Origin of the sequence: Streptomyces sp. WP-1 (assembly GCF_030450125.1) — a bacterium.
Classification (GTDB): domain Bacteria; phylum Actinomycetota; class Actinomycetes; order Streptomycetales; family Streptomycetaceae; genus Streptomyces; species Streptomyces incarnatus.
In genome coordinates this window covers 3,507,856-3,527,413 of record NZ_CP123923.1, presented here as the reverse complement: position 1 = coordinate 3,527,413, position 19,558 = coordinate 3,507,856, and the positions used below count along the sequence as shown (strand labels likewise).

Sequence of the window (19,558 nt, the reverse complement as noted above, 5' to 3'; positions counted from 1 at the left end):
CACAGCTCCACGAGGTCCCGCCAGGAGCCCCACCAGTCGGGCAGGTTGGCGGGATCACCGGCATAGCGGCGCCCCCCTCGCCGGCGGGCGAACTCGGGGTCGTCCGGGCCGATCTGGTCGGGGACGCGTGCGCGGACGGTGTTGCCGGGTTCGTGGTCGGTGCCGTCGTCAGTGGTGCCGGCCGGGTCCTGTTGGTGCGGCGCAAGCCGGGGGACTCCCTGGGTGGCCTGTGGGAGCTGCCCTCCGGCAAGGTCGAGGAGGGGGAGGGGCTTCTGGAGGCCCTGTACCGGGGGACCGCCGAGGAGATCGGCCTGGCCGTCCGCCAAGTGGGCGACTCCGGGGATGACTTCGACCACGCCGTCACCGTCGAGCGGGCCGGACCCGTCGTCCTGACCGAGCACGACGCCCACCGCCGCTGACCGTCGCGGACGGACACTTTCACCTCACGGGTGCCGCGAAACGGCTGGTATTACTGGGGCATGCAGGAAGAGACCGCACGTTCCGCGATCGACACGTTCATCTCCGCCTTCAACGCCTCGAACGACAACTATGTGACCGACCTGCTCTCCCAGGCCCTGACCTCGGACGTGGTCTTCTGGGGACCGCTGGGGCGCAGCGAAGGAATCGCGGCGGTCGAGCGGTTCGTGCTGGACATCCGGCGCCACCCGGCGGGGACCGGCACGATGGTGCGCTGCTCGGCGGTGGACATGCCCGACGAATGGGCCCGGTACCAGTGGGTCTTCACCACGCCTGACGGAGGCCCCCGCCTGGCGGGTACGGATGTCGTCCATCTGCGCCGGAGCCTCATCGACCAGATCATCGTCTTCGCGGGCGAGATCGAGCCGTTCGCCTCCTGACCGGGTCGGCCCAGGGAGCGAGGCCGCAGGACCGGCCCGCAGGGCGGCGGCGCTCCAGGTGCCGCACTCGCTGTCCGACACCCGAGAGGCCACGGTCAGGAGCGGCGTCACGGACGGCTACGCCCCGGGCGGCCCGGCCAGCGGGATCTCGGCCCACACCGTCTTGCCGACGATGCGTTCGCGCACGCCCCAGGTGCGGGACAGCGCGTCCACGACGATCAGGCCCCGGCCGTGTTCGTCCCCGAAGGCGGCGCGGAGCACCTGCGGGCGCCGTTCGCCCCGGGTGTCGCTCACCTCGATGCGCAGTGTGTCCTCCTCGGGCAGCAGTGTCAGCCGCAGCTCGAAGTCGCGGCCCGGTACGCGACCGTGGGTGACGGCGTTGGCCGCCAGCTCGGAGACGAGGAGCTGGGCGGTGTTGCTCAGTGGCCCGTCGTAGGGGTAACCCCAGTTGTCGAGCGCGGTTCCGGTGAGCCTTCGGGCCAGTCGCGCGCCGCGTGGGGTGGCGCTGAGCCGCTGGATCAACTCTTTCAGGGGGGTGGAGATTTCCAGATTCACAACACCGAGCGTGGCCGGTTCTCCCTACGCTGACCAGGAGGAACTCGGCGACTCTGCGTAGTCGTACGGGTACGAGTCGGCGCGTGTACGGAGAGAGCGGAGGACGGAGTGGTAGACGAACAAGAGCGGCGGCCGGACACTCCTGGGCAGGAGAACGGGGCGGCAGGTGTCTTCGCCATGGTGGGCAAGCAGTTGAAGCTCCTGCGGGAGCGAGCGGGGCTCAGTCAGTCGGAGTTCGGGAGGCTGGTCCGCTACGGCCCGGACCACATCTCGGCCATGGAGCGGGGGGTACGGACCCCGAGGCCGGACTTCCTGGTCAAGGCCGACCCCATCCTCAACGCCAACGGGATGCTGATCGCGGTCATCCCCGACGTGGAGGACGCGATGCGGAGGGCGCGGACCCGGCATCCGGAGTGGTATCGAAGTCAGGCCGAGATGGAGAAGACGGCAGTGGAACTGCACCACTACTGCGGTCACGCCATGCACGGACTACTCCAGACCGAGGCCCACGCCCGGGCTGTGTTCGCCAAGTACCGGCCGTTCCTCAGCGAGGAGACCATCGAGAAGCGGGTAGCCGACCGACTCTCGCGCCAGCAGGTCTTCGAGCGCTGGCCCGCGCCCATCGTTAGCTACGTCCTCGAAGAGGTTGTCCTCGACCGGCCGATCGGCGGCCCGCGAGTCCACGCCGATCAGCTGCGTCGCCTGCTGGTCATCGGAGACAGGCAGAACGTCGAGATCCAGGTGATGCCGACCGGGGTGGAGGAACATCCGAACATGGACGGCGCGTTCAACCTCCTAGTGCCGAAGGGACATGAGCAGGTGGCGTACCTGGAAGTGCAGTGTCACCCCCAGCTGATCATCCACCGGGAAGACGTCCGGGAGATCGCCGATCGCTATGGGATCATGCGCGCGATGGCACTGACTCCTGAGAAAACCCGCGCTCTGATCGCGGAGAAACTGGAGAAGCTATGAGCACCGAGAGCCGGGCCTGGTTCAAGTCGAGTTACAGCGGCGGCGGGGGCGGCGACTGCGTCGAACTCTCCTACACCTGGCGCAAGTCGAGTTACAGCGGCGGCGGGGGCGGCGAGTGCGTCGAGGTCGCCGAACACCCCACGGCCATCCACATCCGCGACTCGAAACTTCCCGTCGTTCACCTCACTGTTCACCCCTCTACCTGGGCATCCTTCCTCACAGTTGCCCACGTACAGGCGAGGTGAGCGATTGACGGGTCGGCGAGGGGAGGGGACCGGTACCGTACGGGGCGTTCTGTCCGCAACCAAATGCCGGGGAACCGTCCGGGACCGGATCGGTAACGCCCGCTCGTAGCCTGCCTTTCCACCCTCGCCGACTTCGTCATCCGAGCAGAGGTATGAAAGAAGACAACGACGTCAGCCGGATCTTCCTGCTGAACCCGGATCCCCGTGTCCTCCGAGAGGCGCACCGGGCCGGTGTTCAAGTGCGGTCGGCCCAGGCAGACACGCATGACGAGTCCGCGCTGCGGCCCCTCCTGAAGGAGGCCGCGGCGGCCGGGCTGTTCGTCAATCCCGCACGCGCGCTACGGCTGCTCGCGGACCCGGACGCCGTACAGCGGCTCGTCCGGGACAACCGGCTGTCACCGGACGCCGGGGCGGTCTCCGGCGCGCCCCGGCTGACCGTGGAGACACTGAGCGTGCACGGCATGCACCAGACCGTGGGGATCACGGCCCGGATGTCGTACGGCCTGCTCTCCCCGGCCCCGCTGACGGAGGACACCGCGGCGGAGGTACGGGCCGTGGTGACCGCGCTGCTGGACCTGACCGGGTACCAGTACGGGCCCGCGCACACCGGGGTCACCCTGACCCGGCAGGGCCCGGTGATCACCGGGTGCCGGGCGGGGCTCGGGGACGATCCGATCCCCGAACTCCTCAGCGTGGCCGGGGGATTCGACCTCGCCGCCGGGGCCGTACGGGTACTGGCCGGAAAGCTCGTGGAGGTCGCGCGGCCGGAACGATTCGCCGCCGCGGCCGTGTCGAGCCGGCCACCGGGACCGGAGCAGCGGCTTCCGGGTGTCCGGTTCGTGCCGGCGCGGGGCGACTGCCCGCCGGGGCACTTCGTGGTGCACGCCGACTCGCCGGACGGCGCGGCCCAGCGGGTGACCTCGCTGGGAGAGCTGGTCGCGGGCGAGGCGAGCTGATCCGGACCGCGGGGACCGGATCGGTAACGAAACGGTAGGGAGCCGCCTCACTGTTGATACGTCGCCGGAAGAAGGACGACGACGCCAGCGACGTCAACAGGAGGCGGAGCCAGGATGCTGAAGTTCTCGATCCTCGGGGCACTACAGGTCCGTACCGTGTCCGGCCCGGCGGAGATCAGCGGCGACCTCCAGCGCACTCTCGTGCAGACGCTGCTCGTCAGCGAGGGGCAGCCGGTGTCCGGGGAGAGCCTGGTCGAGGAGATGTGGGGCGAGACCGTGCCCGACAACCAGTCCAACGCTCTCCAGGCGCATGTGAGCAGACTGCGGAGGAAGCTGAAGGCCCTGGAACCGGGGCGTCCGGTATCCAGGGTGACGATCCATCCCTCCGGTTACCGGCTGACCGTGGACGAGGGCGAGCTGGACGCCGCCGAGTTCGTACGGACCGTACGGGAGGCGGAGACGGCCTCCTCGTACGACGCGGAGGGCACCGCCCGGATGCTCGGGCAGGCGCTCGCGCTGTGGCGGGGGCCGGTGTTCGGCGGGTTCCCCGGCGGGACCCTGTGCCAGCTGGCCGGGGCCCGGTACGAGGAGTACCGGATGCGGGCCATGGAGCTGCGGTTCGACGCGGAACTGCGGCTCGGACAGCATGCGTCGGTGCTCGCCGAACTGGCCGAGGCGCATACCTACTACCCCCTGCGCGAACGGTTCTGCGAGCAGCTGATGATCGCCCTGTACTGCTCGGGACGGCAGGCGGACGCGCTCGATGTGTTCCGCCGGATGCGCCGCCAGCTCGACGAGGAACTCGGCATCCAGCCCTCGCCCGCGCTGCGCCGGGTTGAGAGCGCTATCCTGCGGCATGATCCCGCTCTCGTGAGGGATGCGCGTTCGACCCTCCTCCAGATCGCCTGAGGTGGTTAGCCTGTTCGCCAGGACCGAGGAAAACCCCAGGTAGCCGGAATCACCTCCTCCGTGTTGCTCGTTCGGGTACAACCTAGGATGGTCCCGAACATCTCGGGCCGGGCGGCGCGGCGGGGCGGAGGGGACGGGTTCGTGGAATCGGCGGCATCCGGTCGTCCTGTCGTGCGCTTCAACATCCTCGGCTCGCTCGAAGGCTGGTGCGGGGAGCGCCGGTTGAGGCTGGGCAGTCCGACCCAGGAACGGGTGCTGGTCACCCTGCTGCTCGAACCCGGCCGCATGGTGCCGATGTCCCGGCTGATCGCCGCGGCCTGGGACGACGAGCCGCCGCAGACGGCAAGTCACCAGATCCGCAAGTGCGTTGCCGCGCTGCGCACCCACATCCCGGACGGCGCGGCCCTGATCGTCACCGACGGCGCCGGGTACCGGGCCGTGCTCGGCGAACACCAGCTGGATCTCTACGAGTTCACCGAGCGGTCCAGACAGGCGCGGCAGGCGGTGGCGGCCGGACGGCCCGAGGAGGCCGTCGGGCATCTGCGTTCCTGCCTGGAGCTGTGGCGGGGCCCGGTGATGGCGGGCGCGGGCGGCTCGGTGATCAGCGGCGCCTCCGCGGCCCTCGAAGAGCGCCACATGGCGGTCGCCGAGCAGTACTTCGAACTCCAGCTGGAACTGGGCCAGTCCGCCGAACTGGTCGGTCCGCTGCGCGAGTTGGTCACCGCGCACCCGCTGCGGGAGACCCTGCGCGGCCGGCTGATGCTGGCGCTGTACCGGGCGGGCCGGCAGGCCGAGGCGCTGGAGGAGTTCGGGCGGGTGCGCGACCTGCTGGTGGAGGAGCTGGGCATCGACCCGGGCGCCGAACTCACCCGGCTCTACGAGGCGATCCTGCGCGACAGCCCCGAAGTCGCGGCCCGCGTACCGCAGTCGGTGGGCGACCGTGCCGCCCTGCTGGTCCCCGCGCCCTACACCACCCAGACCTCCGGCACCGAGCCCGCGCCCTGCACCCTGCCCTACGACCTGCCGGACTTCACCGGCCGGGACGAGGAGCTGGCCCGGCTGGTCACCGTGGGCTGCGCCCCGGCCACCGGCGGCACCCGGATCGTCGGCGTGGACGGCATGGGCGGCAGCGGCAAGACCGCGCTCGCGGTGCACGCCGCCCATCTGCTGGCCCCCGAGTATCCCGACGGGCAGCTCTTCGTGGACCTGCGCGGCTTCAGCCCCGGCGAGAAGGCCCAGGAACCCGGCGCCGTCCTGCATTCCTTACTTCACACCCTGGGCATACCGGACGACCGGATACCGGACGACCTGGAGCGTCGTACCACCTTCTGGCGAACCGTTTCCGCCCAGCGGAAACTGCTGCTCCTGCTGGACAACGCGGCCGACGCCGCCCAGGTGCGGCCGCTGCTGCCCGCCTCCGAGGACTGCCTCGCCATCGTCACCAGCCGGGTCCGGATGCTCGACCTGGACGGCTCGGAGTGGCTGTCGCTGGGGCTGCTGTCGGCCGGCGACAGCGCCACCCTGCTCACCCGGATGCTGGGCGTCGAGCGCACGGCCGCAGAGCCACGGGCCGTGGACCGGCTGGCCCGGCTGTGCGGAGGGCTGCCGCTCGCGCTGCGCATCACCACCGCGCGGCTGCGCAACCGGCCCCGCTGGACCGTGCAGTACCTGGTGGACCGGCTGGCCGACGAGACCCGGCGGCTGCGCGAACTGAGCGCCGGCGAGCGCAGCGTGGAGGCCACGCTCAGGCTGTCGTACCAGGCCATGGACGAGGACCAGCGCGCCGCCTTCCGGCTGCTCGGACTGCACCCGGGCAGCGCCATCGACGTGCCCTCCGCCGCCGCCCTGCTCGGCACCGACGGGCATGACGCGGAGGACCTCCTGGAGTGCCTCCTGGACGCGCATCTGCTGGAGCAGCACGAGGCGGGCCTGTACGGCTTCCACGACCTGGTGCGCACCTACGCGCTGAGCGTGCGCGAGGTGGAGGACGACGAGGAGTCCGCCGTCGAGCGCCTGGTGGCGTACTACATCCGGAGCACCGACCGGGCCTGCGAGACCCTCTTCCCCGGCCGCAGCCGCTACGGCGAGGCCCCGGCCACGAGCGATCCCGCGCTGCCCCGGCTGGACGACGGCGAGCAGGCGCTGCGCTGGTTCGACCGGGAGTACGAGGCGCTGCTCGCGGTGGTCGCCCAGGCCGGCACCCAGGGACTGCACCGACCGGCCGCGCTGCTCGCCCGCAATCTGCTCTTCTACCTCGATCTGCGGGGCCGCTACGAGGAGTTCCGGGTCGTCGGCCGGATCGGGGTGGCCGCCTGCCGCCAGCTGGACGACTCCGGGCTGCTCGGCATCAGCCTGTGCAACCTGGCCGTGGCGCACTGGTGGCTCGGCGACTTCCAGGACGGCATCACCACCGCCCAGGAGGGCCTGGAGCTGTCCCGGGGCAGCGCCCCGCGCTCCGAGGCGATGTGCCTGGACGTGCTCGGGCTGCTGCACGGCTCCCTCGGCAACTTCGAGCAGGCCCGCGCCTATCTGGACCAGGGCATCGGGCTGCACCGGCAGCTGGGTGTGGCCCGGATGGAGGCGGAGGCGCTGGTCAACCTCGCCACCGTGCAGATCTGGACCGGGCACTACGACGAGGCCGCCCGCAACGCGGCCCGCGCCACCGAGCTGAACCGGCGCCTGGGCGAGCGCAACAACGAGATCCACTCGCTGACCTTCCTCGCCCTCGCCCACCTCGGCACCGGCGAGGACGAACGGGCGCGCGCCTGCCTCGCCCAGGCCCTGGAGCTGTGCGACGAGTCCCGCAAGCCGGCCAACGTCGCCGTCGTCCTCGCCCACTGGGCGCGCGTCTGCCAGCGGCTCGGCGATGTGCGCTCGGCCGCGGAGCACGCCGAGCGGGCGCTCGACCTGGTCTCCGCGGAGGGCACGGCGCTGCGGCAGGCGGCGGTCTCCAACGTGGTCGGGCTGGTCCATCTGCGCAGCGGGGCCGCCGAGCGGGCCATGGAACTGCACGGCCAGGCCCATGAGCTGGCGTCCCGGCACGGCTTCAGGATCGAGATCGCGCACGCCCTGCACGGGATGGCGGAGGCCGCGCAGGCCCTGGACGACGCCGGGACGGCCGAGCGGCACCACGCTCAGGCGCGGGCGCTGTACGACGCGATGGGGGTCACGGAGGCGGGCCGGCGCCTGTAGGGCCCGGTCGGCCGCGATCCCCAACTCATCTGCCCGTCCACCGGTTTACGACGTCTCCGGGCGGATACACGAACGGCACCGGTGGGTGCGGGACCCGGCCGGTGCCGTGACGGCGCTCGTGTGGGGGGAGCGGGCTTGTTCGGGGAAGGTGGGGGGATGGCACGCTGCGGCGGCCGTACGCCGATTCGCGGGGGTCGTCAGGCGTGGACGACGCCCGGGCCGCGGCCCTCGTCGGCGCGGACGGGGTGGCTGCTGCTGGTGCTGTGCAGCCCGGTGGCGGGCAGCGCGGCGGCGGCGCCGAGGGCGAGGACGCCCACGCCCGTCAGAGCCGCCAGAACCGTCTTCGTACGCAGTGCGATGGAACGCATGTGCAACCCCTTGTGAGAGACGGACCGGGTTCCGGCCGCCGGGTTCTCCCCGGCGCCACGACCGATATTTGGGGGATGCGGTCCCAAAGCCGTCCCCGCTGGTTACCGGGGCCCGGGAGGCCGCCGGTACCCCTGATCGGCTTCGCAGGTCAGAACGGGTGTCGGGGCGGGTGTCAGACGGGTTCGACGACTTCCAGGAAGGCCTGTGCGACCCGTGCGACACCCTTGCCGAGCGTGCCGTCGGGCTCGCGGACGGCACGGAAGACGAGCGTGAACCCCGTGTCCGCCGGCAGCCGGGCCATGCCCGCAGGGCACCGCCGCCGAAAGCCGAGCGCCACCGGGTGACCCCGGGGGACGACGGTGTCGTGGAAGTCGCGGGTGGCGGTCAGGAAGTCCGGGGAGTCCTGAGTTCTGGTCATGACCCGGAACGTAGTGGTTCATGAACGGATCGCGAACCGCGGAGGAATGAGTTCCGTATGAATGCCGCGATGAATGGCGCGGCGCGGCCGAAAAGGCAGGAGCCCCGTTGCCGAAGTCGGCGCGGGGCTCCTTGGGTACTGCTCTCAGGTTCTGCGATCAGGCAGTGATCAGACGGGGGTGACGTTCTCCGCCTGCGGACCCTTCGGGCCCTGCGTCACGTCGAAGGACACCTGCTGGTTCTCCTCGAGGGAGCGGAAGCCGGTGGCGTTGATCGCGGAGTAGTGAACGAAGACGTCGGGGCCGCCGCCCTCCTGGGCGATGAAGCCAAAGCCCTTTTCGGCGTTGAACCACTTAACGGTTCCGGTAGCCATAAGCCCTCCTTGGGCTCAAAAGGGTTTGCCCTGCTCCAGAACCTGCAAGTGCGAAAACGTGCTGCACCACTGCATACGTCTGAAAACGACGAGAGCCCGCGGTCACATGCTCCGCAGGCTCTGTACTGCAAGGGAAACCAAACTGCAACTTGCGGCGAGCCTAGCATGCGGGCAGCCGGAAGCAATAGAGGGAAAGATCACTTCACTCGGATGTTTGAAAGCCGGTAACCCGTTTGACAGCGGGGCCGGTCCGAGCACCGTACCAGCCGAGGGCTAGAGTCCCGCGATGTGGACATTTCTCGCACCCGGCCGCGCGTCGGCCACATCCAGTTCCTGAACTGCCTGCCTCTGTACTGGGGGCTCGCGAGAACCGGCACGCTCCTCGACTTCCAGCTGACCAAGGACACGCCGGAGAAGCTCAGCGAGCGGTTGATCCAGGGGGAGCTCGACGTCGCCCCGGTCACCCTGGTCGAGTACCTGAAGAACTCGGACGACCTGGTCGCCTTCCCGGACATCGCCGTGGGCTGCGACGGCCCCGTGATGTCCTGCGTGATCGTCTCGCAGGTGCCGCTGGAGGAACTGGACGGCGCGAAGGTCGCCCTCGGCTCCACCTCCCGCACCTCCGTGCGCCTCGCGCAGCTGCTGCTGGGCGAGCGGTACGGCGTCCGGCCGGAGTACTACACCTGCCCGCCCGACCTCGGCCTGATGATGCGGGAGGCCGACGCCGCCGTACTGATCGGCGACGCGGCCCTGCGCGCCAACCTGCACGACGGCCCGCGCTACGGCCTCGACGTGCACGACCTGGGCACGCTGTGGAAGGAGTGGACGGGACTGCCGTTCGTCTTCGCGGTGTGGGCGGCCCGGCGGGACTACCTGGAGCGCGAGCCGCTCATCACCCACCAGGTGCACCAGGCGTTCCTGGAGTCCAAGAAGATCTCCCTGGAGGAGGTCGACAAGGTCGCCGAACAGGCCGCCCACTGGGAGGCGTTCGACGCGGAGACCCTCGCCAGGTACTTCACCACCCTGGACTTCAGCTTCGGCGACGCCCAGCTGGCCGCGGTCGCCGAGTTCGCCCGGCGCGTCGGCCCCACGATCGGTTTCCCGGCCGACGTGAAGGTGGAACTGCTCCGGCCGTGATCACCAGGCTGCCTCTGGTCCACGGGAAGGTGTCGGGGTCGGTGCGCCGCTGCGGCCGTGGGCCGGTGGCGGGCATGCCCGCGAGGCGGGCGGCGTCCCCCGCCCCTCGACCCACTCCCCGGCGACGGGCGGGGACGGCGCCCCCGGCGACGGCGAGCCCGCGCCCACCGGGAGCCCCACCACCGGCGGCGCCGTCCCCGCCCGTCACCTCGGCACCTGGGAGGGGCGGGCCACCGGACCCGGCGGCACCCTGCCCATGGGCACCTTCCGGGTCACCGTCCACCAGGCCCGCGTGGGCGAGCCCCTGGGGCGGCTGCGCCGGACCGACCGGATCGGCGCCGTCTGCACCGACCTGCTCACCCTGAAGAAGGTCACCGGGACGCGGCTCCTCGCGACCTCGGTGGGCGCGAAGGACGACCGCCCCGGCCGCGACCCCGCCCCGCACCAGATCGAACCGGCCCCGGTCGGCGACGACTTGAGGTACACCTCGGACAGCGCGCCGGAGGGCCACCCGGTGGCCGAGCTGACGAAGACCGGCTGAGAGATCTTGACCTCAAGCGAGCTTGAGGGAGGAGCCTTCCGTCATGGACACCGAAGAGCTGCGGCGCCAGGCGCGCGCCCTGACCGACCGCGCCGGGATCACCGACCTGATGGACCGCTGCCTGCTCTCCCTGGACGAGGGGGGCTTCGACGAGGAGTGGGCCCGCGCCTTCCACACCGAGGACGTCACCGCGGAGATGCCCATCGGCACCGTCCACGGCCGTGCCGCGCTGCCGGCCCATGTCCGCCGGGGAACGGCCCTGTTCGACCGGACCGTGCACCTGGGCACCGACGCCGTCGTCGAGGTGGACGGCGACCGGGCCACCGTCCGCGGCGCCCAGCTGAACACCCACGTCCTCGCGGACGGCTCGGGCGGCGTCTTCCTCTCCGCGGGCCATGCCGACACCGCACTGGTCAGGACGGCCGACGGCCGGCGGATCTCCGCCTCGGCGCTGCGCGTGGTGTGGACCCAGGGCCCCCCGCCACGGCTGCCGGACGACTTCGCCCCCGCCCTCGCGGCCCGGCACGGGGCGGGGGGAGCCGGATGAGCGAGGTGCCGGTGTGGGCCGCCGCCGCGCTCTGGGGCGCGGCGGCGGGGACCGTCCTGCCCAGGGCCGCCTTCCGGTTCGCCGTACCGGACGACGAACCCTGGCGCGAGCGGTGCGCGGACGGGCACGCGGTCCGGGGGTGGCTCGGCCGCACGGCGTGCCCCGGCTGCCCGGCCCCCGCCTCCCTCCTCCTCCCCGTCCTCACCGCCCTGGTCTGCGCCGCCCTCGCCGCCGCGACCGGCCCCCGGCCCGAACTGGTGGTCTGGCTGCTGCTCGCGCCGGTGGGGGTGCTGCTGTGCGCGGTCGACGTCCGGGTGCGGCGGCTGCCCGATGTGCTGACCCTGCCGTCCGCCGCCGCCGTCCTCGCGCTGCTGGGGCTCGCCGCGCTGCTGCCCGGGCACGCCGGGCACTGGCCGACCGCGCTGTACGGGGCCCTCGCACTCGGGGCGTCGTACACCGTGCTGCACCTGGTGAACCCGGCCGGAATGGGCTTCGGGGACGCCAAGCTGGCCCTGGCGGCGGGGGCCGCGCTCGGGTGGTACGGCTGGCCCGCGGTGCTGCTCGGCACGTTCGCCGCGGTCCTGGCCGGGGCCCTGTACGGCGGCGCGCTCGTCGTCGTACGGCGGGCCTCGCGGAGGACGGGTGTCGCGTTCGGGCCGTTCCTGCTGGGCGGGACCCTCGTCGGGGTGCTGATCGGCGCGTATACGGCGCTGTCGTAGGCTGGTCCGGTCCGTCCATCCCCTTATGAAAGGGACGCCCCGGTGACCGAGAAGGCCGACCTCCAGTCCGTCCTCGACCGTGCCGCCGCCGGCGGGCGGATCACCCCGGAAGAGGCCGTCGCCCTCTACCGCGACGCCCCGCTGCACGCGCTGGGCGCCGCCGCCGACGCGGTGCGCCGCCGTAAGTACGCGGGTATCGAGCACATCGCGACGTACATCATCGAGCGCAACATCAACTACACGAACGTGTGTGTCACGGCGTGCAGGTTCTGCGCCTTCTACGCGGCCCCCAAGGACACGGCCAAGGGCTGGACCCGTGACCTCGACGACATCCTGCGCCGCTGCGCGGAGACCGTCGAGCTGGGCGGCACCCAGATCATGTTCCAGGGCGGCCACCACCCGGACTACGGCGTCGAGTACTACGAGAAGCACTTCAAGGCCATCAAGGACGCCTTCCCCCAGCTGGTGATCCACTCGCTGGGCGCGTCCGAGGTCGAGCACATGGCCCGGATCAGCGGGGTGTCGGTCGAGGAGGCCATCACCCGGATCCACGAGGCCGGTCTCGACTCCTTCGCCGGTGCCGGCGCGGAGCTGCTGCCCGAGCGGCCGCGCAAGGCGATCGCCCCGCTCAAGGAGAGCGGTGAGCGCTGGCTGGAGATCATGGAGACCGCGCACAACCTGGGCGTGGAGTCCACCTCCACCATGCTGATGGGCACCGGCGAGACCAACGCCGAGCGCATCGAGCACCTGCGGATGATCCGCGACGTGCAGGACCGCACGGGCGGCTTCCGCGCGTTCATCCCGTACACGTACCAGCCCGAGAACAACCACCTCAAGGGCCGTACGCAGGCGACGCTCTTCGAGTACCTGCGGATGATCGCCATCGCCCGGCTGTTCCTCGACAACGTCCGGCACATCCAGGGCTCCTGGCTCACCACGGGCAAGGAGGTCGGCCAGCTGTCCCTGCACTACGGCGCGGACGACCTCGGCTCGATCATGCTGGAGGAGAACGTGGTCTCCTCGGCCGGCGCCAAGCACCGCTCCAACCGGCTGGAGATCATCGACCTCATCCGCAAGGCGGGCCGGGTGCCGGCGCAGCGCGCCACGACGTACGAGCACCTGGTCGTGCACGAGGACCCGGCGAACGACCCGGTCGACGACCGCGTGGTCTCGCACATCTCCTCCACGGCGATCGAGGGCGGCACCGCGCATCCCGAGCTGAAGCTGCTCGACGCCAACTGAGCGCGCCGTGCTGACGATTCACGCCGACTCCAGGGGGTTCGCGCTCGCCGTCGAGGGTGAGCGGGTCGTGGGCACGGGTGCGCTGGGGCAGCTGGCCGACGGGTATCCGCTGGCGCGGGTGCGGCGCTGGCCGGGGATCCTCACGCCCGGGTTCGTCAGCGTCCACGGCACGGAACTGCTGGAGGAGGCGTACCACCCGGACCCCCGGGAGGCCGGGGAGCTGGGCACCGGGCCGCTGTCCGGCGACGCGCTCGCCCGGCTCGCGCTGGACGACGTCCGGTGGGGCGGGAGCGCGCGGCGGGGGGTGCAGCGGATGCTGGCGCACGGGACGGTGGCGGTGGCGGGCGCGCTGCGCCGTCCGGCGGTGGCGGACGCGGTACGGCGCACCGGGCTCGACGTGCTGCCCCGTACGGGGCGCCCCGGCGGGGTGCCCTCTCTGGACCCCCTCGCGTGCGGGGTTCCGCCGGAGGTGCCGGCGCCCCGGGAGCGGGGTTCCGTGGCCTGCTTCGCCGTGTTCGACGTCGCGGACGAGGGGGAGTTGGCGGAGCGGGGGGCGTCGACGTGCGTGGCGACGGTCATCAAGGGGCGGCTGCTCTACCGGCGCCGGTGACTGCGTCGCTCGGGCCGTCGAGCGTCTGCGGGCCGTATACGGCTGATCGCGCAGTTCCCCGCGCCCCTTACGGGCGCTGGAGCACCGTCGGCGGTGCCGCACCCCCCGACCCGGAGCTGCTCCGCGGGACGCGGCTGCGACAATGGCCGGGTGACCCGCGCATCCCTGGACAAGCAGCCGCACGAAGTCGCCTCGATGTTCGACAACGTGGCGGAACGGTACGACCTGACCAATGACGTGCTGTCCCTGGGGCAGGACCGCCGCTGGCGCAAGGAAGTCGCGCAGGCCGTCGACGCCCGCCCCGCGCAGAAGGTCCTGGACCTCGCCGCCGGCACCGCCACCTCCTCCCTCCCCTTCGCCCGCACCGGCGCCTACGTCGTGCCCTGCGACTTCTCGCTCGGCATGCTCCAGGTCGGCAAGAAGCGCCACACCTGGCTGCCGTTCACCGCGGGCGACGCGACGAGGCTGCCGTTCAAGGACGACACCTTCGACGCCGTGACCATCTCCTTCGGCCTGCGCAACGTGCGGGACTTCGACGCCGCGCTGCGCGAGATGCACCGCGTCACCAAGCCCGGCGGGCGCGTCGTGATCTGCGAGTTCTCGCACCCGACCTGGACGCCGTTCCGGACCGTCTACACCGAGTACCTGATGCGCGCCCTGCCCCCGGTCGCCCGCGCCGTGTCCTCGAACCCGGACGCCTACGTCTACCTCGCCGAGTCCATCCGCGCGTGGCCGAACCAGCCCGGCCTCGCCGAACGGCTCCGCGAGGCCGGCTGGTCCAGGGTCGCCTGGCGCAACCTCACCGGTGGCGTCGTCGCCCTGCACCGCGGCTTCAAGGACTGAGCCTCACCGGCCGGTCATCTCGAACGCGTCCCCCGGTTCCCCCAGTTCGCGCTGGAGTCCGCCCGTCGGCGGCCGGGGGATCAGCGGTTCGCGCACACCTCCGCCGCCCTCGCCCTCCGCGAAGTCGAACCACACGTACACCACCGAGTCCGCCGGCACCTCCGCCCCGGGCGGCGGGTACTGGCGTACCACGTGGTCCACGACCGTCCGGTGGAACTCCGGGCGGTCCGGCGCGGTCAGGAACAGCCCCCGGGCCCGTGCGGTCTCGCGCGCGTCCACGGCCATCAGACCGACCAGCCGTGGCACACGCACATCGGGTGTCTTGGGTGTTATGTGCACAGATGTCACCCCCAGCGGTACTGGAAGGGTAACCCCGGTGCCCTCCGGCCGGAAGAAGCCGGTGTCGTACTGTGACAGATGGCTACCCTGCGTCACCAGCGCGGGAGCCGAGGCCGAGGCGGAAGCAGAGTGCGTCCTCCTCCAGGATCGGGTGCGGGTAGGGATCGGCGGGCCGCATACCGAGCCGCCGGGTCACCGCGACCGAACGCTCGTTGCCCGGTCGTACGATCGCCACCACGTCCGGCACCCCGGCCGCCCGGACCCGCCGCAGGGTCTCGTGTGCGGCGGCGGTGACGTACCCCTTGCCCCAGTGCGCCCGGCCGAGCCGCCAGCCGATCTCCACCTCGCCCACCGGGCCCCAGTCGCGCGGCCAGGGCTGGGCGCCGGTGAAGCCGAGGACCTCGCCGGACTCGTCCAGGACCGTCCAGAGGCAGAAGCCCCGTTCCGCGTCGTGCCGCCGCTGGCGCGCGGTGAGTTCCTCGTACACGGACAGCGCGGCGGGCTTTCCGCCGTGGAACTCCATCACCTCGGGGTCGGCGAACAGCCGGTGCCAGGCCAGGGCGTCCTCATGGGTGGGAACGCGCAGCCGCGGTGCGGGGAGAGGTCGGTTCACAGGGCAGCCCTTCAGCCGGGTGATCTATTCCGCTGAATAGACTGCCCATGTCCAGTGCCGGTCGGCACGCAGATTTCGAACTTGGGGAGATCCCGCCGTGACCGAGCCCCTCTCCGACCACTCCGCCGATGTGATCGTCGTCGGCGCGGGCCCAGCCGGCTCCGCGACCGCGTACCACCTGGCCAAGGCCGGTCTCGACGTACTGCTCCTGGAGAAGACGGAGTTCCCGCGCGAGAAGGTGTGCGGCGACGGCCTCACGCCCCGCGCGGTCAAGCAGCTCGTCGCCATGGGCATCGACATCTCCGAGGAGGCCGGCTGGCTGCGCAACAAGGGCCTGCGCATCATCGGCGGCGGCTCCCGCCTCCAGCTGGACTGGCCGGACCTCGCCGCCTACCCGAACTACGGACTCGTGCGCAAGCGCGACGACTTCGACGAGATCCTGGCCCGGAACGCGCAGAAGGCGGGCGCGCGGCTGTACGAGCGCTGCAATGTCTCCGGGCCGATCGTGGACGAGCGCACCGGCCGCATCACCGGGGTGACGGCCAAGGTCGGCGAGGAGAAGCGCGAGGTCGGCTATCACGCGCCGCTCGTCGTCGCGGCCGACGGCAACTCGACCCGGCTGTCCCTGGGGATGGGCCTGCACCGCCGCGAGGACCGGCCGATGGGCGTCGCGGTGCGCACGTACTTCACCTCGCCCCGCCACGACGACGACTACCTGGAGTCCTGGCTGGAGCTGTGGGACCGGCGCGGCTCGCAGGACCGGCTGCTGCCCGGCTACGGCTGGATCTTCGGCATGGGCGACGGCACGTCCAACGTCGGCCTCGGCGTCCTCAACACCTCCGCCGCCTTCAAGGAACTGGACTGGCGCGAGATCCTCAAGGCCTGGTGCGCGTCCATGCCCGAGGACTGGGGCTACACCCCCGAGAACATGACCGGGCCGATCCGCGGCGCCGCGCTGCCGATGGCCTTCAACCGGCAGCCGCACTACACCAAGGGCCTGCTGCTGGTCGGCGACGCCGGCGGCCTGGTGAACCCCTTCAACGGCGAGGGCATCGCCTACGCCATGGAGTCCGGCCAGATCGCCGCCGACGTCATCGTCCAGGCGCACGCGCGGGCGACGCCGGCCCAGCGGGAGATCGCCCTGCAGCGCTACCCGCGCGTCCTCAAGGACACCTACGGCGGCTACTACAACCTCGGCCGCGCCTTCGTGAAGCTCATCGGCAACCCCAAGGTCATGCAGATCGCCGCCCAGCGTGGCCTGACCCACCCGGTCCTGATGAAGTTCACCCTCAAACTCCTGGCCAACCTGACCGATCCCACGGGCGGCGACGCGATGGACCGGATCATCAACGGCCTGACGAAGGTGACCCCGAAGGCGTGAACCGTGGCCCGAAGGGGCGCGGGGAACCGCGTGAGGGGCCGTAGCGGCGCCGCACCCGGCCGCGGCGCCGCCCGGGCACTGATCTAGACCCGGCTCAACTCCCCCTCCTTGGCGGACCGGCGGGCGTAGACCTCCTCCCGCCGGTCGCCCATCTGCCGCAGCGCGTCCTTTTTCTCCCGCTTGGTCAACCGGTCGAGATAGATGTACCCGTTGGTGTGATCCGTCTCGTGCGCGAGGCACCGGGCGAAGTAACCCGTGCCCTCGATCTCCAGCGGGTTGCCGTCCCGGTCCCGGCCGCGCACGAGCGCCCGGTCGGGCCGCGGCAGCGCCATCACCGCGCCCGGCACCGACAGGCATCCCTCGCCCTCGTCCAGCAGCCGTCGCCCGTCGAGGGGTGATTCCAGCACGGGGTTGACGATGTGTCCGACATGCCGATTCCCGTCGTCGTCGGGGCAGTCGTACACGAAGAGGCGCAGATCGACCCCGACCTGATTCGCCGCGAGCCCGGCGCCCTCCGCGACGTACATCGTGCGGAACATGTCGTCGATGAGCGCCGCGAGGTCGGGCCCGAACTCCGTGACGTCCCGGCAGGGTTTGTGCAGCACCGCCTCGCCGACCTCGGTGATCCGGCGCACCGCGCCGCGCCCGGACTCGGGGGCGTACCGGGGGAACTCGGCGACAGGGGCGCCCTGTACGAACACGCGTGGCATCGCGTCTTCTCCTTCGCTCGGGGACGGAACCGCCGTACGACGGTCCGGCCCGAGCATGCCAGGGAACGCCGCAGGGCCGCTGCCCCCGAGCGGCTGCGGCCCCGCGTGAGGCGCGCGGAAGCACCTCAAGTATGCGAAACGGTACGGGATGCCTCAGAGTACGCGCACGGCGCCCGTCGGCTGGTCGTACGAGAGGGGGTGCTCGGAGACGCCGGAGGACGGGTTCTGCGCGCCGACGAACATGCCGTCGCCCACGTACACCGCGACGTGGTACGCGCTGCCCGCGCTGCCCCAGTACAGGATGTCGCCCGGCTGGAGGTCGCTCAGCGAGACCTGGGTGCCGGCGGTCGACTGGTCCTGCGAGACCCGCGGCAGGCTCACGCCGACCTGCTTGAAGGCGGTCTGCACCAGGCCCGAGCAGTCGTACGCGGAGGGGCCGGTGGCGCCGGAGACGTACGCCTTGCCCAGCTGCGACTTGACGAAGCTGATGACGGCCGCGGCGGAACCGGTGGCCGTGGAGGAGCCGGTGCCGGTGCTGGTGCCGGTGCCGGTGCCCGTGGAGGTGGAGCCGGAGGTGTCGTCGGCCGTGAGGGCCATCCGGACCGTGCTGCGCGAGGCGCGCTCGGCGGTGGCCTTGCGGGCGGCCTCCTCGGCCTTCTTCTTGGCCTCGGCGGCCTTCTGCTTGGCGTCCGCGAGGTCCGCCTTGGCCTGCTTCGCGGCCTTCGCGGCGGCGGCGTCGCGCTCGGCCTGGAGCTGGTAGTTCGCCGCGGCCTGCTGGGTGGCGTCCGCGGACTGGGCGGCCTGCGTGGCCAGGTCGGCCGTCAGGGTGGGCAGTTCGAGGGTCTGCGTCACCGGCTCGGCGGCGTTGGCCGAACCGGCGGCCCCGGCGACTGCCAGGGTGCTGAGGACGCCACCGGCAACTCCGGCCCGCATCGCGAGGGACGACGCGCTGCGGCGGGGCTTCCGGTGGCTGCGTATGTGAGCGGTGTGGGACATGGGAACAACCGGTATCAGGGGCTCCTCCATATCTTCAAGAAACGTGTGGTGCGCCACAGTTGCACGATCGAGACCTCAAACCCCGGGCGTGTCGCCCTTTATTGACGCCGTAACGGACATTGCGGGCGCCCGTGATCAAGCCCTTGATCACGGTCTTTGATCATTACGTCCGAATTGCCCCGCGCCTACCACCGGTTGATGTGGTTGGCCAACCCCGGTTCCTGGGAGACGGCTGTGGCTGTGACGGAGGTCACGGAACGCTCGCCGGGGGTGCCGGCGTCCCGCGCGTGCGGAGGGTTCGTGAACACATGCACACGCCGACGTGTGTGCGAGATCCACTATCAAGATCGGGTGCCCAGCGCCAATTTGCATGCAGGCGAACTCTCTTGATATTGAGACGACCTCTTTGGCCTGCGGCGACGGGCGAAATTGTCACTTCTAGTGATCAACTGAACGCTTCGTGTATGAAGATCAGCCATCATCCGACTTCATGATCCTTCGTCAGGTGGTGGAGATCACAAAGCTTGTGGAATACCCCGTGTCGCAGATCACAGATCGGCGGGCATAGGATGCGGAGCAGTTGGGCTTGTGACCTGCTTCACATGTTTTCGATCTTCATCGGCCCAGCGAACCGCCAGCAGTCAGTGCCGACTGAGAGGAGCGAGGAGCGGTGAACGCGTATGCGCCCATCCTCGTACTGGGAGCCCTCGGGGCAGGCTTTGCGATCTTCTCCGTGGTCATGGCCACGCTGATCGGTCCGAAGCGGTACAACCGCGCCAAGCTCGAGGCCTACGAGTGCGGCATCGAGCCGACCCCCACGCCGGCGGGCGGCGGGCGCTTCCCCATCAAGTACTACCTGACGGCGATGCTCTTCATCGTCTTCGACATCGAGATCGTCTTCCTCTACCCCTGGGCCGTCACCTTCGACGCCCTGGGGCTTTTCGGGCTCGTGGAGATGCTGCTCTTCGTGCTCACCGTCTTCGTCGCGTACGCGTACGTATGGCGGCGCGGCGGCCTGGAATGGGACTGAGGGGC

Annotated in this window: 24 protein-coding genes; 16 read left to right on the top strand and 8 right to left on the bottom strand. The window is 71.1% G+C overall.

What is annotated here, in order from left to right:
* The first annotated feature begins 152 nt into the window (after positions 1 to 152).
* Positions 153 to 419, top strand: coding sequence for an NUDIX domain-containing protein (locus tag QHG49_RS15250; protein WP_301490043.1), 267 nt, complete (start codon positions 153 to 155; stop codon positions 417 to 419).
* A 60-nt stretch (positions 420 to 479) separates the two neighbouring features.
* Positions 480 to 857 (top strand): nuclear transport factor 2 family protein, encoded by a 378-nt coding sequence (locus tag QHG49_RS15245; RefSeq protein ID WP_301490042.1) that lies wholly within the window; start codon positions 480 to 482, stop codon positions 855 to 857.
* Between the two features lie 117 nt (positions 858 to 974).
* On the opposite strand, the gene QHG49_RS15240 is transcribed toward QHG49_RS15245, so the two are convergent.
* Positions 975 to 1,412, bottom strand: coding sequence for an ATP-binding protein (locus QHG49_RS15240; protein ID WP_301490041.1), 438 nt, complete (start codon positions 1,410 to 1,412; stop codon positions 975 to 977).
* Between the two features lie 177 nt (positions 1,413 to 1,589).
* On the opposite strand from QHG49_RS15240, the gene QHG49_RS15235 reads away from it, so the two are divergent.
* The 5 genes from QHG49_RS15235 to QHG49_RS15215 all read left to right on the top strand — a co-directional run bounded on the left by QHG49_RS15235 (position 1,590) and on the right by QHG49_RS15215 (position 7,686).
* Positions 1,590 to 2,384: a helix-turn-helix transcriptional regulator gene (locus QHG49_RS15235; protein ID WP_301490040.1), complete on the top strand. Its 795-nt coding sequence runs from the start codon at positions 1,590 to 1,592 to the stop codon at positions 2,382 to 2,384.
* On the top strand, positions 2,381 to 2,629 hold the full coding sequence (locus QHG49_RS15230; protein WP_301490039.1) for a DUF397 domain-containing protein: 249 nt from the start codon (positions 2,381 to 2,383) through the stop codon (positions 2,627 to 2,629). The genes QHG49_RS15235 and QHG49_RS15230 overlap by 4 nt, the downstream gene beginning before the upstream one ends.
* A 152-nt stretch (positions 2,630 to 2,781) precedes the next feature.
* Positions 2,782 to 3,585, top strand: coding sequence for a hypothetical protein (locus QHG49_RS15225; protein WP_159703925.1), 804 nt, complete (start codon positions 2,782 to 2,784; stop codon positions 3,583 to 3,585).
* A 114-nt stretch (positions 3,586 to 3,699) separates the two neighbouring features.
* Entirely contained in the window at positions 3,700 to 4,494 is a 795-nt protein-coding gene (locus QHG49_RS15220) for an AfsR/SARP family transcriptional regulator (RefSeq protein ID WP_145482533.1), read from the top strand.
* Between the two features lie 171 nt (positions 4,495 to 4,665).
* Positions 4,666 to 7,686, top strand: coding sequence for a BTAD domain-containing putative transcriptional regulator (locus QHG49_RS15215; protein ID WP_301490038.1), 3,021 nt, complete (start codon positions 4,666 to 4,668; stop codon positions 7,684 to 7,686).
* Between the two features lie 197 nt (positions 7,687 to 7,883).
* Here QHG49_RS15215 and QHG49_RS15210 read toward each other — a convergent pair whose 3' ends face one another.
* From QHG49_RS15210 to QHG49_RS15200, 3 genes are all read right to left on the bottom strand, one after another.
* A complete protein-coding gene (locus tag QHG49_RS15210; RefSeq protein WP_159703929.1) occupies positions 7,884 to 8,054 on the bottom strand; it encodes a hypothetical protein in 171 nt (56 codons plus the stop codon).
* Positions 8,055 to 8,227: 173 nt separating this feature from the next.
* Positions 8,228 to 8,473 carry a hypothetical protein gene (locus QHG49_RS15205; protein WP_301490037.1) on the bottom strand — a complete coding sequence of 82 codons (246 nt, stop codon included), beginning with the start codon at positions 8,471 to 8,473 and terminating at the stop codon, positions 8,228 to 8,230.
* Positions 8,474 to 8,641: 168 nt separating this feature from the next.
* Positions 8,642 to 8,845 carry a cold-shock protein gene (locus QHG49_RS15200; protein WP_004984723.1) on the bottom strand — a complete coding sequence of 68 codons (204 nt, stop codon included), beginning with the start codon at positions 8,843 to 8,845 and terminating at the stop codon, positions 8,642 to 8,644.
* Between the two features lie 288 nt (positions 8,846 to 9,133).
* Between QHG49_RS15200 and QHG49_RS15195 the strand changes: the two genes are divergently transcribed.
* The 7 genes from QHG49_RS15195 to QHG49_RS15165 all read left to right on the top strand — a co-directional run bounded on the left by QHG49_RS15195 (position 9,134) and on the right by QHG49_RS15165 (position 14,484).
* Positions 9,134 to 9,982 (top strand): menaquinone biosynthetic enzyme MqnA/MqnD family protein, encoded by an 849-nt coding sequence (locus QHG49_RS15195; protein WP_301490036.1) that lies wholly within the window; start codon positions 9,134 to 9,136, stop codon positions 9,980 to 9,982.
* Between the two features lie 256 nt (positions 9,983 to 10,238).
* Positions 10,239 to 10,523, top strand: coding sequence for a hypothetical protein (locus QHG49_RS15190; protein ID WP_301490035.1), 285 nt, complete (start codon positions 10,239 to 10,241; stop codon positions 10,521 to 10,523).
* Between the two features lie 43 nt (positions 10,524 to 10,566).
* Positions 10,567 to 11,070: a nuclear transport factor 2 family protein gene (locus QHG49_RS15185; RefSeq protein ID WP_301490034.1), complete on the top strand. Its 504-nt coding sequence runs from the start codon at positions 10,567 to 10,569 to the stop codon at positions 11,068 to 11,070.
* Positions 11,067 to 11,789 carry an A24 family peptidase gene (locus QHG49_RS15180; RefSeq protein ID WP_301490033.1) on the top strand — a complete coding sequence of 241 codons (723 nt, stop codon included), beginning with the start codon at positions 11,067 to 11,069 and terminating at the stop codon, positions 11,787 to 11,789. Before QHG49_RS15185 ends, QHG49_RS15180 begins: the two co-directional genes overlap by 4 nt.
* A 42-nt stretch (positions 11,790 to 11,831) precedes the next feature.
* On the top strand, positions 11,832 to 13,031 hold the full coding sequence (gene mqnC, locus QHG49_RS15175) for a cyclic dehypoxanthinyl futalosine synthase (RefSeq protein WP_301490032.1): 1,200 nt from the start codon (positions 11,832 to 11,834) through the stop codon (positions 13,029 to 13,031).
* A gap of 7 nt (positions 13,032 to 13,038) precedes the next feature.
* Positions 13,039 to 13,641 (top strand): hypothetical protein, encoded by a 603-nt coding sequence (locus QHG49_RS15170; RefSeq protein WP_301490031.1) that lies wholly within the window; start codon positions 13,039 to 13,041, stop codon positions 13,639 to 13,641.
* 150 nt (positions 13,642 to 13,791) lie between these two features.
* Entirely contained in the window at positions 13,792 to 14,484 is a 693-nt protein-coding gene (locus tag QHG49_RS15165) for a demethylmenaquinone methyltransferase (protein ID WP_145482557.1), read from the top strand.
* Positions 14,485 to 14,487: 3 nt separating this feature from the next.
* Here the strand turns inward: QHG49_RS15165 and QHG49_RS15160 are convergent, their stop codons facing one another.
* The gene (locus QHG49_RS15160; protein WP_145482561.1) at positions 14,488 to 14,796 is read right to left on the bottom strand and encodes a PASTA domain-containing protein; all 309 of its coding nucleotides are present in this window, start codon (positions 14,794 to 14,796) and stop codon (positions 14,488 to 14,490) included.
* A gap of 109 nt (positions 14,797 to 14,905) precedes the next feature.
* Positions 14,906 to 15,436 carry a GNAT family N-acetyltransferase gene (locus tag QHG49_RS15155; RefSeq protein WP_159703945.1) on the bottom strand — a complete coding sequence of 177 codons (531 nt, stop codon included), beginning with the start codon at positions 15,434 to 15,436 and terminating at the stop codon, positions 14,906 to 14,908.
* 97 nt (positions 15,437 to 15,533) lie between these two features.
* Between QHG49_RS15155 and QHG49_RS15150 the strand changes: the two genes are divergently transcribed.
* Entirely contained in the window at positions 15,534 to 16,817 is a 1,284-nt protein-coding gene (locus QHG49_RS15150) for a geranylgeranyl reductase family protein (RefSeq protein WP_145482567.1), read from the top strand.
* Between the two features lie 83 nt (positions 16,818 to 16,900).
* Here QHG49_RS15150 and def read toward each other — a convergent pair whose 3' ends face one another.
* Together def and QHG49_RS15140 are read right to left on the bottom strand one after the other, a co-directional pair.
* Positions 16,901 to 17,527 (bottom strand): peptide deformylase, encoded by a 627-nt coding sequence (gene def / locus QHG49_RS15145; RefSeq protein ID WP_145482569.1) that lies wholly within the window; start codon positions 17,525 to 17,527, stop codon positions 16,901 to 16,903.
* Between the two features lie 153 nt (positions 17,528 to 17,680).
* The gene (locus tag QHG49_RS15140) at positions 17,681 to 18,523 is read right to left on the bottom strand and encodes a C40 family peptidase (RefSeq protein WP_159703948.1); all 843 of its coding nucleotides are present in this window, start codon (positions 18,521 to 18,523) and stop codon (positions 17,681 to 17,683) included.
* A 670-nt stretch (positions 18,524 to 19,193) separates the two neighbouring features.
* On the opposite strand from QHG49_RS15140, the gene QHG49_RS15135 reads away from it, so the two are divergent.
* Positions 19,194 to 19,553, top strand: a complete 360-nt coding sequence (locus QHG49_RS15135) for an NADH-quinone oxidoreductase subunit A (protein WP_030494815.1) — start codon at positions 19,194 to 19,196, stop codon at positions 19,551 to 19,553.
* The last annotated feature ends 5 nt before the right edge of the window (positions 19,554 to 19,558 follow it).